Raw genomic sequence first — 15208 nt, forward strand, 5'->3', positions numbered from 1 at the left:
AGGCCCATTCATGACCACAGCGCCACACTTGCCAGACGACGCCGACGCCCGTCCCACCGTTTCCTTCACCGTTGCTCCGGACCAACCCGGTTTCGTGCGTGTGCGGGGCGCTCGCGAACACAACCTGAAAGATGTCGACGTGGACATTCCCCGCGACGCGCTGGTGGTCTTCACTGGCGTGTCGGGATCGGGTAAATCGTCCTTGGCCTTTTCGACGCTCTACGCCGAGGCCCAGCGTCGCTACTTCGAATCAGTAGCGCCCTACGCCCGCCGCCTGATCGATCAGGTCGGGGTGCCCGATGTCGACTCCATCGAAGGCCTGCCGCCCGCCGTGGCCCTTCAGCAACAACGCGGCACGCCCAGCACACGGTCATCCGTGGGCAGCGTAACGACCCTGTCCAGCCTGATCCGCATGCTCTACTCCCGCGCCGGCAACTACCCTGCCGGGCAGCCCATGCTGTACGCCGAGGATTTCTCGCCCAACCTGCCCCAGGGCGCATGCCCGGAATGCCACGGTCTTGGGCGAGTGTACGACGTGCCGGAAGAACTGATGGTGCCCGACGACTCGCTGACCATTCGCCAACGAGCGGTGGCTTCCTGGCCGTTGGCCTGGCAGGGCCAAAACCAGCGCGACATCCTCGTCACTCTGGGTTATGACGTCGACATTCCTTGGCGCGATCTGCCGAAAAAACAGCGAGACTGGATTCTGTTCACCGAAGAGCAGCCCACCGCACCGGTGTACGCGGGGCTTACGCCCGCAGAGACACGCATCGCCCTCAAGCGCAAACTCGAACCCAGCTATCAGGGCACCTTCATCGGCGCCCGTCGTTACGTTCTGCACACCTTCACCCACTCACAAAGCGCGCTAATGAAGAAACGCGTGTCGCAGTTCATGCGCGGCAGCCCGTGCCCGCTGTGCGACGGCAAACGGCTGAAACGCGAAGCGCTGTCGGTCACCTTCGCCGGGCTGGACATCGGCGAGTTGTCGCAGATGCCGCTGCTGCGCCTGGCAGAGGTGCTGCGCCCGGTGGCCGACGGTGTATTCGACGTCGCGCCCGGCAACGACACACTTGATCGCCAGCAAATCGCCAAGGCACGCAACAAGCGTGTGCAGGCTGGCGGCGCGGCACACGATGCCGCGCCTGATGTGCGCGCAACGCCGAATCTGTCCATCGAAAAACGCCTAGCCGCGCAACGCATTGCTCAGGACCTGCTGGCGCGGGTCAGCACCCTCACCGACCTGGGTTTGGGCTATCTGGCTCTTGAGCGCAGCACACCCACTCTGTCATCTGGCGAACTTCAGCGCCTGCGACTGGCAACGCAACTCGGCTCACAGTTGTTCGGCGTGATCTACGTGCTGGACGAACCCTCCGCCGGTCTGCACCCCGCCGACAGCGAGGCGTTGTTCACGGCGCTGCAACAACTCAAAGCCTCCGGCAATTCCTTGTTCGTGGTCGAGCACGACCTGGAAACCATGCGCCGAGCCGACTGGCTGATCGACGTGGGTCCTGCCGCTGGAGAGCATGGGGGACAGGTGTTATACAGCGGCCCGCCACAGGGGCTGGCAGACATCGACGAGTCCCAGACCCGCCTGCACCTGTTCGCCGACCACAGCGAATTGCGCACCTCGCGCCGAACCGCCCAGGGCTGGCTACGCCTGGAAGGCATCACCCGCAACAACCTCGATCAGCTAAGCGCCGAATTCCCCCTTGGCTGCTTCACTTCGGTCACCGGTATCTCCGGCTCTGGCAAATCCAGCCTGGTCAGCCAGGCGTTGCTGGAACTGGTCGGCGCAGGACTCGGCCGTCCCGCCAGCAGCAGCGAACAGGAAGAGCCCAGCCTCGAAGATGACGCGCCGCAAATCACCGGCGGGCGCATCGCCGGCGGGCTGGAAGCGATCAAACGACTGGTGCAGGTGGACCAGAAGCCCATCGGCCGAACGCCGCGCTCGAACCTTGCGACCTACACCGGCCTGTTCGACAACGTACGCAAACTGTTCGCCGGCACAGCCGATGCTCAAGCGGCGGGATACGATGCGGGACAATTCTCCTTCAACGTGGCCAAAGGTCGATGCCAGGTCTGCGAAGGCGAAGGATTCGTCAGCGTCGAACTGCTGTTCATGCCCAGCGTCTATGCGCCCTGCCCAACCTGCCATGGCGCCCGATACAACCCGGACACCCTGGCTATCCAGTGGCAAAACCTGAACATCGCGCAGGTGCTGCAACTGACCGTGGAGCAGGCTGTCGACGTATTCGCCGAACAACCGGCCATCCTCAGATCGCTGACCGTTCTGCGCGACATCGGCCTGGGTTATCTGCGCCTCGGCCAGCCCGCGACCGAGCTGTCCGGGGGCGAAGCGCAGCGCATCAAACTTGCCACCGAGCTGCAACGCAATCAACGGGGTGCGACGCTGTACGTGCTCGATGAGCCCACCACGGGGCTGCACCCCAGCGACGTCGACAGGCTGCTCAAACAACTCAACGCCCTGGTGGACAATGGCCACAGCGTGATCGTCGTCGAACATGAAATGCGCGTGGTTGCCCAGAGTGATTGGGTGATCGATATCGGACCCGGTGCAGGCGATCAAGGCGGGAACATTGTCGCCAGTGGAACGCCAGAAAAGGTCGCAAAGACAAAGGCCAGCCGGACGGCGCCGTTCTTGCGCAGCGTCCTCACCGGGAGAAGCGTGTGACGCGACAGCGCCGTTGGCGTCCGTCCGTCCCGTGCTTCGCACCTTTCCAGGCGCCGCGCCTCCAACGCGATACCGCCCACAACGAGATCCTGACCATGAACAGGCTAATGACTACCCTTGCCTTCACAGGCCTGCTTTCGACCTGCCCGCTTTACGCAACAGCGGGCGACACCGATCCAAAAACCGCACTGCCCGTGGACAACAGCGCCCAACCAGCCGAGTCCAACGAGGAAAAAGCGAATAAAAAGGGAGAAGAAGCGTCCGGCGCGAATGCGGGTGCTGAAACCGAGTCGCTGAAAAAGGAAGCAGCGACCTCGACAGGCGAGAAAACGGAAGGAAAGTAGTGTCGATGCTGCCTGGGAGTTGCGGAAAAAGTTTCAGGATGGCGCAAGTCCAGAAACGACACAGCCGCTTCGGATTGCTCCGTAAGCGGCTGATCTGAATGGTGCCCCGAGCCGGAGTCGAACCGGCACATCCTTTCGGACGACGGATTTTAAGTCATCTTGCCCCACATCGGCAGCGAAAAGCAGCTGAGAGCTTAAGAAAGCTTTTGGACGTGTTTTTGGGCTTAAAAACTATGAAAATCAGAAGGTTAGAGTCATATTTTTCTAGGCTTCTACCGTTGCCGAAAGCTGAGCGCTGAGGGCGGCAGAGGTAAGCGGCTTTCAGTAGCAGCTACCGAGCGGCTCCCAAGAGCTACCGACGCAGCTCACAGAAAATTGGCCAACAAAGGTTCAGAAGATGGACGGATTTTATCCCGAACTCTTCAGACGCAGATGACGTTCGAGTGGAGAAAAACTGGCAAGGGAAGGTGGGAAGAGATGGTGCTCCGAGCCGGAGTCGAACCGGCACGCCTTGCGGCGGCGCATTTTAAGTGCGCTGTGTATACCAATTTCACCATCGGAGCGGTGTGGCAGGCGTCGGATTAAACACGAAAAGACAGATGAAATCAACAGGTTAAGATCATAAGGATCCCTTCCATGGCATTGAAAATTAACTTCACAAAAGCTGCTTTGGAGGCAATCGTTTGTCCGCCTGAGAAGTCAGATATTCTGGTATATGACACAGAAACCAAGGGACTAGCTCTTCGAGTCACCAGGGCTGGCGGGAAAACCTTTTATGTAATCAGAAAAATCAAAGGCAAGGATAAACGCAAAAAGCTAGAATTTTTTAACGCTAAGTCTACCAAACTTCCGCTGATCCGCGAGACCGCCCTGAAGGTCTACGCAAATATGGATGCAATCCTTATCGCAGAAGCTACAAAAGCTAAGCGAGAAGCCATCACGGTTGATATGGCATTCGACAATATGCTGAAAAGGAAGAAAAAACTATCGTCGAGAACTATTGAGGACTACAACTTAACCTACACGAACTACATTAAAGCTAGATATGGCTCAAGGGCTCTCTCTAGCATTACATCAGAAGACGTGCTCGACCTGCACGCCGAAATTACTGAGCCGGTATTGCGAAAAAATGGAGAGCTTACAGCTCCGAGAGAAAGGTCTGCTAACAAAGCTGTCGGACTTCTGCGCGGGATCTTTTCTTTTTCAATCGCCCTTTATAAAAATGAAGACGGCCACTCGATTTTCAAATACAACCCGGTTGACATTATGAAATATACGAAGCAATGGCATGATAACAACCGTGACAAAGTCAGAATTAACCCCAACAAACTGAATGACTTTATCAAAGGCTGCATTGAAGTGGCTGATACGCAACCACTCCGTGAAGTGCCTACATCTTTTAAACCTGTTTCAGCGGCAGTTCTCTTCATGCTTTTTTCTGGCGTTAGACCGGGGGAAATCTCCAAAATTAAGAGAGCGTTCGTATGCCATAAAACCAGGGCCGTAGTGTTTCCAAAGAAAGGTTCCTCCGGTTCAAAAACGACACTTAAAAACGGAAAGGAGTTTCACCTAGTGCTTAACGACACTGCGTACTGCCAGTTACTTTACTCGATGAAGCATACTACGGGGGAATATGTTTTCCCCGGCGTACATCAAGAGACGATGAGTGAGTCTAGCGTTAGAGACTTCCTCACTAGGGTCTCGGCATCTGTAGGAAGCCATTTGCCACGTAAAATCGGTCGCGCGAGTTTCATGTCCACAGCCGAGCGTGCCGGAGTGAGTGCATTTCATATCAAAGTGCTCTGCAACCATGGTGGCCACGGCCAAACAGTAGACGTAACCGATGGTTATAAAACAGCCTACTTATCGGAGATCAGGAAAGCCACCTCACAGATTGAGACTGAAATTCTTGCCAGCGCTGGCCTTGCGAAAGACGTTGTATGTCGGGGATTGCTGAGCACACTTGAGACCCTCGATACTCGCTCGATGGACACACTCTTCGTAAGCATCTAATGCCTTCTATTTTTCCGATATTCCGAAATAGCACCATGCTACTGCGAGTCGGGGCGCACCTATAGTTGGGTGGTCAATCGCTCCCCCTAACCTTGTTTATAGCTTACTTGTGAGACTCAAATGACGGCACCATACGTAGTATTTCTGCGGCACAGCGGCGCAGACGAATCAACTGTTTGTATGCCTCAACAGAAGCTTGTGGTGCAGGTTTTTAAGTTCCAAGTGGACATGCTTGCCGCAAACCTCGAAAAGTATTCAGCTGATCCTGGAGGCGTCAAAGCCCAATATCCTTGGGCAACGCGGTTTGCAATGGGGCATCCGCTGGCGACATGGCAGCGGCCTCCAGTTTGGACAGAAGAACAGCAGGTTCGGTTTATCACTTCTGTCTGGATGGGTGGGGATCTCGGGTCTTATCTTGTCAACGGCTGGTACGAGTTCGATGATCAAGGTGCATATGTGCTCAATAGCGAAGTCTTGCTTGACGGCCAGCAGCGTCTCACTGCGCTTGAAGGCTACCTTTTGGGGCGCTTCGGAGTGCCAGACGCGTCCGGACAGGTCAGGCTGTGGTCGGAACTCGGCTACAACGAGCGTCGGCGGTTCCTTGGGATGACTTTCACCCAGGCTCGTGTGCATTCTGGAGATGAGAGAGCTCTGCGCCAGATTTATGATCTGCGGGCTTTCGGTGGTACGCCGCATTCTGAAGATCAGCGTGCAGCAACTGGAAGCAACTGCTGATCTTTGGGCTCGCCCCTTCGGGGGGGGCTGTCGTAAACCGCGTCACCGGCTTCCGCCGGCGTCGCGGCCCGTTCGGCTTCGATCCTCGAGTCTACGGCCCTTGGCCTTCGCGCTCCGCTTGCCGTTGAAGGCGAGTCATGACGACTTGCACACTTCACCACTCGCTGAAGCGCCCCACAGGAATGAATACACCGTCACCAGTCGTCTGGCGCCTCCGGGTCTACCGCAAGATCTCCCAAGTTAGCTTCCAGCTGCTGTGCACCAACCAGCTCCCCGTCATCCTCATCATCGTCCTGGGAGATGGAGTCAAAATACTCCTCATCCATATCGTCAAAGTCGAAGGCGTTCTCGATTTCCTTGTCGGAGTCGAAATCGATATCAGCCGGGGCGTCCTGCTTCTGCTGAAATAGGGCTGGGAGCCTCGCCTCCGCGTTGTAGAATCCGACTCCTGCATTTAGCAGTGCCTCGAAGCAGGGATCTTCTTGAATGAAGGCTTCGGTTTCGTTGGCAAGCCAATGCCGGCGGCCACCTTCATAAGCGAGCAACCAATTATTCCCAGTCAGGGCCTGACCGGTAGCGAGTACCGTAAGGGGGGCAAGCTCGATCTTCCCGTCCACCAATCCCGACTGATTCAGATCTAGCGCAATCAGTGAGCAAACCGAGCTTTCCATCTGGATCACCTGTTGAATCACCGAGGAATCCAGACGGATATTGAGCTCCTTGCACAGCCATAGCAGCCAAGCCGTCTCACTGTGGTGATTCGCTGCCGAAGCTGATCCTAGGAGGTTTCTGCAGAAGTCCCTCAGCGCGCCCATGTTCAATGGGTAGTCATGTCGATGGTAGGTCGTGAGGATCTGAGTAATCACCTGCAAGGTGTTGGGAAAGCCATACCCACATTTGAGAAGGTAAGCCTCGGCAATGGGCCAGTTGGATTTCTTGATGATGTACGATGACAACTGCTTTAACCCATATTTGACGAGGCTCTCATCCTTGAATCTCGACTCCAAGGAGAAGAGCACCTCGAAATAATGGTGGATGTCATCCTTCTGCTGGCGTTTGTTCGCGGCAAGACTGAGCTTTTTTAGGCTGTATTTCCAAGATTCCTGTACGAGTTCGCGTACCTCGACAATCTTCGTTTTGGAGGCATTGATCTGCAGTTCAAAGGCGCTGACGCACTTGATGATGACGGCGAGCGCTTTCTCAGCCTGCTCACGCGTGTTGAAGAAGAACGTGAAGTCATCTACATAACGGAACCCTTTGGGCCAGCCACCCAATCCCGTTCGAATGGCGTCGTCAATTGCGACCCCGATGATCTCGGCGATGATATGAGACGTATCGGGCCCAATAGGTAGGCCTATGGTTTGGCCGTCCTGCGTTCCCATGCACCGGTGATCCAGGATGTTGCCGAAGAACTCCCCAGTCTTAGCCCTGTGAACCTTTGCCACAGCTTTGGTATGCAACGCCCATGGAATGGTGTGCGTGTAGACGGTGGGGAAATAACTCGATACGTCCGTCACCAATGCGTACCGTGCCCCGGCCGATTGCCGCACGCGCTCCTCGTAGAGGTCGGTGAATTTTGTGAGCGAAATCGCTCTCAAACCGCCCTCCACGCCTGGAATGCTGCGGGAGATTTCACTTTTACTGAAATGATCTTGGATCTGAGGCCAGTACTCGCAGATATCCTTCGCCAAACCATAAAAATTGACTGGATTGGGGATCGAGGTGATGCGCCTGCTATATGACGACCTTGCTACGGAAAACCTTTCGGCCTGGGACAATATGGGTTTCCTTCTTTCCAAAGCTTCGTCCCAAGCTGCTACGAGCTGCCCAATGTTTTCCGCCATTTGCTTGGTACTGAAGCCTACGGGAAGTTGAATCGGGAAATACCCTTTGGAAAGCAAATCCTTTAGCTGCATAGCGTTCCTGTGAAGCGGAGGAAAATGTGCGGAGGTGTTTTTATCATCACTCAATCGGCGGCTATGAGCACCCCCTATTACCCCAAAATCTCGTTGACTCGCTGTCTCAAAACCCGCCAGTGGCACCACGTGGGTTTAGCCCCAAGCACGGCAATAGGTCAGCAAGGGTAGCTAGGGAGTTGCCCGGATGCTGACCACCTCCCCTGCCCTTCGATGATCGGGCAAAAAGCTCTGCGATCGTGATGGCGGGTCTCAAATCTGCGCGGATTTGGAGCATTCGCAATGTCCCGAATTAGGCACTTTAACCCTGGAAATCAGCCTTAATGTGCCGTTTTAGGGTCATTACGGACTGTTCATTTTCGGGGTCATTTACCTCTACTGCCACAGTTGCGAAGCGGAAAATAACGTGGCTACGGATGTACCGGAAACCTCACCGGAGACAAGCCTTCTCTATGACCTCCCTAATACTTCAGCTCCCCAAAAACGCTCACGGCCGTGACTTTGTTGTAGACGACATTCACTTCAAGACAAATGATCTAAATCGTGGCCTGCGCGCATTGGTTGCGCCTAGCGAAAGATCGGCTCATCGCAGTGGGCGACCTTATTGATCGCGGTGCCGGTGTTTGGGATGGCTTGAAGCTTTTCGGTGAGCCCTGGTTCTTCAGCGTTCAGGGTAATCACGAAAGGATGCTGATCGACGCGTATGACGCGAATCCTCATGCTCGATATGGCGGCAGAACTGGCGTTGTCTGTGAAAATGAACAACTCGATGTGGCAGGAAATTCTAGAAGGCGTCGAGGGGCATGACCGGCTGATAAACGCTGTGCACGGGTTGAGTCTTAACGCCAAAGAACGTCGAAACGCCAAGGTGGATGAGCTGTGCGCCACGCCTGAAGGTAGCCAAGTTGCAGGGCTGCTTAGGCGTTTGCTTGGTTGAATGTTGTTGACCCTCAGGCCCGTTGATTTGGGCGTGCCCGTTGGGTCGGCTCTCGTGAACCGCGCCGCCAGCGTCGCGGCCCTTCGGACAGCGATCCTCACGCCTGCGCGCTCCGCTTGCCCATAGTGCGTCTAGCGCGTGGCCCCGGATCGTTTATACATAGGTGGTACTAGGCAGCGTAGAGGGGTAGGCTCCCTGTCTGTCCAGTTACTCACCAGAGGCCGGGCTCAGCAGTTTGACGAAGAAAAAGAACCCCAAGGAACGCTTTTTATGTCACTCAAAACAGCCTTCGCTGCGGTGCTCAAATCGATGCGAGCTACACGAGGGCTTTCACAGAAAAACCTCGCGGAAGTTAGCAGTCGGACATACATCTCCAAGCTAGAGCGGGGGCAATGCAGCCCTACACTGGAAATGATCACCTCCTTGAGTGACCCTCTAAGCGTGAGTCCACTGACGCTGGTGGCGTTGACCGTAGCCGCAGAAAGTGGCCAGTCGATTATGTCCCTCGTCAAACGGGTCGAGGGTGAGCTGATCGGGCTGGCGAATGCAGGTGCACTGAGCGATCTGGGTGCGCCGCTGGAAGCACAGCGAACGGTCAAACCAAGGTCGATCCGCAACAAACCGGGTTACCCGGGGACAGTAGGCTCATCCCGCCAGGCTGAGTTTTGTTTCGCGGACTGAAGTTTTCGCGCCGGCAGCTGCCGTCCTTCTTGCACCGTCAGCAGTGTGGCCGGTCTTGCGGCTCAATGCCTGATCAAGCCTGCCGGCGGCTGCCATTTGGCTGATCTGCGCATGCGCCCACTGCATGCCTTGTTCAGATTCAGAAGATACGTTCAGAGGTTTCACGACTTTTTTCCTCTTCGGCTAGAGGATGAAGTTCTTGGTTTTGTAGTGCCTTGAGTATCTGCAGCGACTTTAGCGGCCAGTGACTTACTTTGGTCATCCTTTTCGACCGTCCCTCCTCCCAGCTTGGATTGCAGATCAGCCAACTGCTGGCGCAAGTTTGCTTCACGCACTCCCGCCTGGGCGTCAGCGATGTTGAGGCTCTTGACCTCCGCGCGAAGTTCTACGACTTGTGCCTGGTGATGCTCTGCCATCGCTACCGCTTTTGCATCCGCAAGAGTCAGTGCCTGTACCTGTGCTTTGAGCGCTTCAACCAGGTCGTTCTGGGCATGTGACGTCTTCGTCTGTTGGCGTGACTCGGCCAGCAATCGCTCGTTATCCCTGTTCAGTCGAGTGAGCTCATCCTGTTTGACCGCGAGGGTTTCACGTACCAGACGAAGTTCTCCCTGGATCTGTTGGAGCTGGGATTCATGCCTGCGCTGATCCTGCTCACGCTGTTCTTTTACTGCGCTCCGGTAGTGCTCCAGCGCGTCGCGGGAATGCGTGTGCTTTTCCTCCAGCGACTTAACCTGCTCGTCTTTCTCCTGCACTCGTAACTCAAGGTCAGAACAGCTCTGGCTAATGCGGGCATTGCGCGTTAGCTCAGCCTGTAGGGATGACTGACTGATCTGTAGTTCTTGAGCCTGCTCCTGAAGCGCAGCATCCCTCCCGGCTATGTCGTGGTCTCTTTGAGCCAACGTCTCTTCGAGGCTACCGATACGTTCTTCCAGCGCCGAGATCTTTCCTTCATGAATCTTGCGCTCATGAGCCAGCGCCGCATTGCCCTCCTCCAGCAGCCGCTCTAGAAGAACGCCAACCATATTCGTGAGCTCATCACTCAGGCGATCCGGGGCTGCCGCTGGGCGCGGGTCGGCCGTCTCGATTTCTTTCAAGTATCGCTGGATCGTTGATTTGGAGCCGGTATTCCCGAGCTCAACCCGAACCGCGTCGATGCTTGGGTACATGCCACGCGCCCGTAGGGCGTCACGCGCTTTCTGAACCACTGCCTTGTTGATACCGCCCCGAGCCATGACCGTTCCTACTATTTCGTAGTGTGATACGTATCCCGTAATTATGTGTTACGGAACGATAAAAAGCGAAGGGGTTTGAAGGCTTTTCTGAGCCAAAGTAATAGGGCTTTATTTTGTGTTATGGGCTCAAAAGTCGGAAAATGACCTAATGAGGTAGTACGAATCGGCGGGAACGAGCGATGAACAAGGCTGAGCAGTATCTAAAGGCAGGTACGCGAGAGAACACCCGGAAAAGCTACCGGGCAGCTGTCGAGCACTTTGAAGTGACCTGGGGAGGCTTTTTGCCGGCGACCGGGGACTCGATCGTGCGCTACCTCGCCGAGTACGCGGAGTTCCATGCGCTGAGCACTCTGAAGCAGCGCTTGGCTGCACTTGCCCAATGGCACATCACTCAGGGATTTCCAGACCCCACCAAGTCGCCCCAGGTGCGCCAGGTGCTGAAAGGAATTCGTGTTCTACATCCGGCGCAGCAGAAGCAAGCAGCCCCCTTGCAGCTTCGGCATCTAGAGACTGCGGTAGGATGGCTGGATGCTGAGGCCGGGAGAGCGATTGAGTCGGGTGATCACAAAACCCTAATGCGCTGTCGACGCGATGCCGCCCTCCTCCTGATTGGCTTCTGGCGAGGCTTTCGAAGTGATGAGCTTGCCAGGCTGCAGGTTGAGCACACTCAGGCGGAAGCCGGGAGTCGCATCACGTTCTATCTGCCGTACACCAAGGGCGACCGTCAGCACCAGGGCACGACGTTCCACACGCCGGCATTGAAACGACTGTGTCCTGTGAACGCCTACATCGACTGGATCACCGTGGCCGGCTTAGCGGCAGGGCCAGTGTTTCGAAAAATCGATCGCTGGGGGAACCTGGGGAGTGACGGGCTGAATCCCAGTAGCACCATTGAGCTCCTGCGAACAATCCTAGAAAGAGCTGGCGTTCCAGCAGATACGTACAGCAGTCATTCGCTCAGACGTGGCTTTGCGAGTTGGGCCGCCGCCAATGGGTGGGACATCAAAAGTTTGATGAGTTACGTCGGCTGGCGAGACATGAAGTCTGCGCTGAAGTACGTGGACGGCAGCACCTCATTCGGTGGCCTTGCAGTTGAACCTGTGGTGACCTTGTCGGGCGAAAGCTGAGTAGGTTACGTGCCTTCTGAAAGCCCCATTGCCATACGAGGGAGCGGTATGTGCTCCCTCTTCAGTTCGCCGATGGCGGCCTACTAGATGGAGGTCGAGATCAGAACCTCGTTCGTCTTCGCATCTTTGATCTCAATTTTCTGCATGTGAATCATCACAAAGCGCTCTTTCTGGTCGTTGCCTGCCAAGCGCCTGCGCTGAACGCTTTCGATGTAGCCATAAAAAACTACGTCGGCATGCTGACGTGCAGCTTCGATCTTGCGCGCCAACTGCTCGTCTTCAACTTTGATCAGCGTCTTATCAGCAGCGCCGGTGAATCCGATTTTATAGTCGGACGGCGTGTTAGACAGGTAGGCTTTGACTGGCTTTACGGATTTGGAATTCCCGTATTGCTGGTTTTTGCTGTCGGTTTCCGTGAACGAAAGCTTATCCGTGAACAGCACCTCGGCAACCGGGAATCCTTTCTGGTTAAAGTCATATGATTCAAGGCCTGCGACATTGCTCGGCAGAGACACTTTGACCAATTGAGTCTCGTGGTAAGGCTGAGAAATCTCAGTGACAATCGCTGCCTGCTCTTTCTGAAGATCTGATTTCTCGAACGCGTCCCGAGCGTGCCATAGCTTATTGCCAATGGCCGAAATCCTAGGATCCACTCCGTTCGTGGCTTGCAAGATCAGCGTGCTTTTCGCGATGTCTTCTGGCGTTTCATCCCATGCTTTTTTCGCGTTGTACACCTTGTACGCGACAAACGTCTCTCCGATGTCCAAGTACTTCGAATCCTCAGCGGATCCGGGATCTGAAAAATCGATACGGCGGGGCAAATCCGCATCAATGCGAGCTTGGCGCTCTGCCGCTTGCTGGGCCTTCTGTTCTGGCGTCGGATTATAGATTGCGTCTGCTTTCTTCTGCTTCTCAGTTCTCGCATCAACCTTGGGCGCGGGTACGGACTCTTGTCCGCACCCGGACAACAATGAGATACCCAACGCGGCCACTGTGGCGAGCAGAATACTATTAGTCGCTGGTTTGCTAGTAATCATCTTCATGTGAGTGCTTCTACTTGTGAAATTTAGAAAAACGGGTCGAAAGCGCTGCCGGCGACATGACGTTCCAGCTCTCTGGATCATTCGTAACACTGACCATTAACCAGGCGCGCCACAGAAAAAAGCCGGCTGCTAGGCAAGCCTCGACGAGCGCGAACACAGTCGTGTGGTAGATGAATCCGTTGATGTCTTCCTTGCCATATAGCCATACAACAGGAACAGTTGACGCCATCCAGCCCAAGACGAAAACCAAACAAAACGCCAACGCGGCGTAAACGGTGAGCATCATTGGCACCACAAAGCGGAAATGTGTGGCGAACATTCTTTCGCCGCTCGCTTTTTTCAAGCCGTAAAGCACACCGTCGTTCTTTTCTTTCTTGCTGGAGTTCTTGAAGAGTCCATAAAGGGTCACGTTCTCGCCGGCATCCAACTCTTCGTAGAACTTACTGGTTAGCTGTACGTTTGGAATTTTCACACCATCGATACTGATCGTTGTCTTGTAGCCGCCCTTCATTGGCTGGACAACGTGCACAAAATCGAGCTTTCCCGACACCTTCAAACAATCAAACTTCATAACACTTCCTTAAAATTTGCACTCAAATTGCACGCGAACAGATTCAAAGCGCAGATTGGTCAACTGCGCTTTAGCGAGATCGTTGTTTTGGAATGACGGGTCTAAACTGCCCAGGCCCTGCCGGTGACAGTGCTTTAGCCGTTAGCCCGGTTGCTAACCAGGGGCGATGTCAGGTTTTACAAGCACGGGAATACGTCCTTTCTCTCGACTACTACGTTCGCGAAGCGACCTGTCGCCACGAACCGTCCTTGAAGCAGCGACACAATATCAAAACGCCACAGCGAATCAACCATTTCAGGAACTGTATTTCATGGAGTGGTTTTAACCTGTGTGGCTCTATCCTCTGTTTTGGGGATAGAAAATGCCAAACAGGGATTCGCTCGCGGCGGTTTTGCGTCTAGTGCGCAAGGCACGCAAGCTAGGCGTGGATGAGTTCGCTGGTGCGATCGACCCTAGGCACATGAACAATCTCGAAGCAGGCAGAACTGATCCTAAGCTCGAAACCATCGAAGCTATAGCTAACGTGTTGAACGTGAGCCCAGCTTCGCTGCTGATTCTCTCCTCCAGTCTTGGTACAGCCGTCACTCCCTCCGAAAGGTTGATTGAGATCAAGGATGAGCTTCGCCAACTGGAAATACTCGGCGTAAATGAAGCCTCCTTCGCCCAGATGTTTGATGATGGAAAGCTGATATCGAAGCCGGCTGGAGCACAGGTCAACTCTGAGAGGCTTGCATCTGTCCTTGAGTGCAAAGGTAAAGGTATGTCCCCAAGCGAGACTGCGAAGCAGCTCGGGCTGGCAGTGACGACCGTGCGGCGATACTGGTTGAAAGGATGATCTACAGTGAGCAAAAGTGGCTTGTCATTTAGGACGTCACTAAAGAAGGTTAAATTGTCGTGGCACCGATCGCTTAGGTCTGCTTCGGCCGCCTAAAGTCAGACAAAGTGAGACTGGTAGCAGGCAATGTTTGGTTCGCCCCTTATCAGGGGACGGCTGTCGTGAACTGAGCCAGCGATTCTCGCTGTCTCAGCCCGTTGGGCTTCCATCCTCTCACCTTCGGCCTGCGGCCTGCGCGCTCGGCTTGCTTTGGTGGCCGAACTCCCAATTAGCCAAAATGTATGACCGTCTTCCAGTGCCTTGCAGCGCGCTCCAAGGCCGTGGCAGCCATCAACATTTGGGCGTCCTGCCGATGATGTTCAGCGCGGATGCTGAGACTGACCATGACTCCAGCCCAAGGCGTTTGACGTGTTAGGCGTGAGCTTCAAAGCTTTGGTTTTCGGCAAGACCACAAGCCTCGCGCAACGTATCGCACAACCAAATGGCATCTTGGGCCGAAAACGAAAAACACGTGAATCCAAAGTCGAACTCATATCCGCCGCCAGGAATAGTGCTGACGACGACCTGGGTCGCCCCATGGTTTGAATTTCCAAATAATTCAGGGCTCGCGTCAGTGATCTCAATCTCACTCTCCGCCTTGTACTGCATTGCCCTGTTCTTTTGGCAGGGATAACTTACCGTCAACAACCTCTGTTGCTCCTCCAGGATGAACTGGTTGTCGTCCATGATCTGGATCGCCAGCGCATCGTTCAGGCAATGCGATAGTGCGAGTGCAACAGCCGGGCTCACCCCAAATTCAAGGATGTCGAGCCCCAACCTGATTCTGCCCGACGGCAGCACCTCTACAGTGAACGGATATTTTTCGCTATCCGCTAGCCCGCGCCAGCAATCGAATTCACGGGTGAATCTCGACGAGGTTGCTTGCGTTGTATCTTGGTGTGACAAGTTCATGGGTTCGCCTTTCATTTTTTCTTATTTTTATAAACGGTTCGTCATTTCTTCGTGCGTAGCGGCATCTTTTCCAAAGTAGCCCGGCTGGAGCCCGGCGATGTCTGAAGCCAATCTCTGGATCCTGCTGACGG

The 15208-nt window shown here is 55.0% G+C and carries 14 protein-coding genes and 1 tRNA gene; 8 read left to right on the forward strand and 7 right to left on the reverse strand.

The window, feature by feature from the left end; genetic code table 11:
• The first annotated feature begins 10 nt into the window (after positions 1-10).
• Positions 11-2692, forward strand: coding sequence for an excinuclease ABC subunit UvrA (locus D3M70_RS16015; RefSeq protein ID WP_177418428.1), 2682 nt, complete (start codon positions 11-13; stop codon positions 2690-2692).
• A 107-nt stretch (positions 2693-2799) separates the two neighbouring features.
• A complete protein-coding gene (locus D3M70_RS16020) occupies positions 2800-3036 on the forward strand; it encodes a hypothetical protein (RefSeq protein ID WP_305955087.1) in 237 nt (78 codons plus the stop codon).
• Between the two features lie 478 nt (positions 3037-3514).
• On the opposite strand, the gene D3M70_RS16025 is transcribed toward D3M70_RS16020, so the two are convergent.
• A tRNA-Leu gene (locus tag D3M70_RS16025) sits at positions 3515-3599 on the reverse strand.
• Positions 3600-3672: 73 nt separating this feature from the next.
• Here D3M70_RS16025 and D3M70_RS16030 point away from each other — a divergent pair.
• Complete coding sequence (locus D3M70_RS16030; protein WP_120126700.1) at positions 3673-5049, forward strand: recombinase; 1377 nt, start codon at positions 3673-3675, stop codon at positions 5047-5049.
• A 180-nt stretch (positions 5050-5229) separates the two neighbouring features.
• Positions 5230-5784 (forward strand): DUF262 domain-containing protein, encoded by a 555-nt coding sequence (locus tag D3M70_RS16035; protein ID WP_120126701.1) that lies wholly within the window; start codon positions 5230-5232, stop codon positions 5782-5784.
• 194 nt (positions 5785-5978) lie between these two features.
• Here D3M70_RS16035 and D3M70_RS16040 read toward each other — a convergent pair whose 3' ends face one another.
• Complete coding sequence (locus D3M70_RS16040) at positions 5979-7700, reverse strand: RNA-directed DNA polymerase (protein ID WP_120126702.1); 1722 nt, start codon at positions 7698-7700, stop codon at positions 5979-5981.
• Positions 7701-8403: 703 nt separating this feature from the next.
• Between D3M70_RS16040 and D3M70_RS32005 the strand changes: the two genes are divergently transcribed.
• Together D3M70_RS32005 and D3M70_RS16050 are read left to right on the forward strand one after the other, a co-directional pair.
• A complete protein-coding gene (locus tag D3M70_RS32005; RefSeq protein ID WP_165869816.1) occupies positions 8404-8637 on the forward strand; it encodes a hypothetical protein in 234 nt (77 codons plus the stop codon).
• Positions 8638-8907: 270 nt separating this feature from the next.
• A complete protein-coding gene (locus D3M70_RS16050; RefSeq protein ID WP_120126703.1) occupies positions 8908-9318 on the forward strand; it encodes a helix-turn-helix domain-containing protein in 411 nt (136 codons plus the stop codon).
• Here the strand turns inward: D3M70_RS16050 and D3M70_RS31725 are convergent.
• Together D3M70_RS31725 and D3M70_RS16055 are read right to left on the reverse strand one after the other, a co-directional pair.
• Complete coding sequence (locus D3M70_RS31725) at positions 9283-9483, reverse strand: hypothetical protein (protein WP_133306475.1); 201 nt, start codon at positions 9481-9483, stop codon at positions 9283-9285. The genes D3M70_RS16050 and D3M70_RS31725 overlap by 36 nt on opposite strands.
• Positions 9480-10550 (reverse strand): DNA-binding protein, encoded by a 1071-nt coding sequence (locus tag D3M70_RS16055; protein ID WP_120126704.1) that lies wholly within the window; start codon positions 10548-10550, stop codon positions 9480-9482. The genes D3M70_RS31725 and D3M70_RS16055 overlap by 4 nt, the downstream gene beginning before the upstream one ends.
• Before the next feature lie 179 nt (positions 10551-10729).
• Between D3M70_RS16055 and D3M70_RS16060 the strand changes: the two genes are divergently transcribed.
• A complete protein-coding gene (locus D3M70_RS16060; protein ID WP_120126705.1) occupies positions 10730-11677 on the forward strand; it encodes a site-specific integrase in 948 nt (315 codons plus the stop codon).
• Positions 11678-11760: 83 nt separating this feature from the next.
• On the opposite strand, the gene D3M70_RS16065 is transcribed toward D3M70_RS16060, so the two are convergent.
• Both D3M70_RS16065 and D3M70_RS16070 read right to left on the reverse strand, forming a co-directional pair.
• The gene (locus tag D3M70_RS16065; RefSeq protein WP_120126706.1) at positions 11761-12720 is read right to left on the reverse strand and encodes a hypothetical protein; all 960 of its coding nucleotides are present in this window, start codon (positions 12718-12720) and stop codon (positions 11761-11763) included.
• 10 nt (positions 12721-12730) lie between these two features.
• Entirely contained in the window at positions 12731-13291 is a 561-nt protein-coding gene (locus tag D3M70_RS16070) for a hypothetical protein (RefSeq protein WP_165869817.1), read from the reverse strand.
• Positions 13292-13652: 361 nt separating this feature from the next.
• Here D3M70_RS16070 and D3M70_RS16075 point away from each other — a divergent pair, with 361 nt between their 5' ends.
• Entirely contained in the window at positions 13653-14126 is a 474-nt protein-coding gene (locus D3M70_RS16075; RefSeq protein ID WP_120126707.1) for a transcriptional regulator, read from the forward strand.
• 411 nt (positions 14127-14537) lie between these two features.
• Here D3M70_RS16075 and D3M70_RS16080 read toward each other — a convergent pair whose 3' ends face one another.
• A complete protein-coding gene (locus D3M70_RS16080) occupies positions 14538-15077 on the reverse strand; it encodes a hypothetical protein (RefSeq protein ID WP_120126708.1) in 540 nt (179 codons plus the stop codon).
• Positions 15078-15208: the final 131 nt, after the last annotated feature.

The organism is Pseudomonas sp. LS-2, assembly GCF_003605735.1.
Taxonomy (GTDB): domain Bacteria; phylum Pseudomonadota; class Gammaproteobacteria; order Pseudomonadales; family Pseudomonadaceae; genus Aquipseudomonas.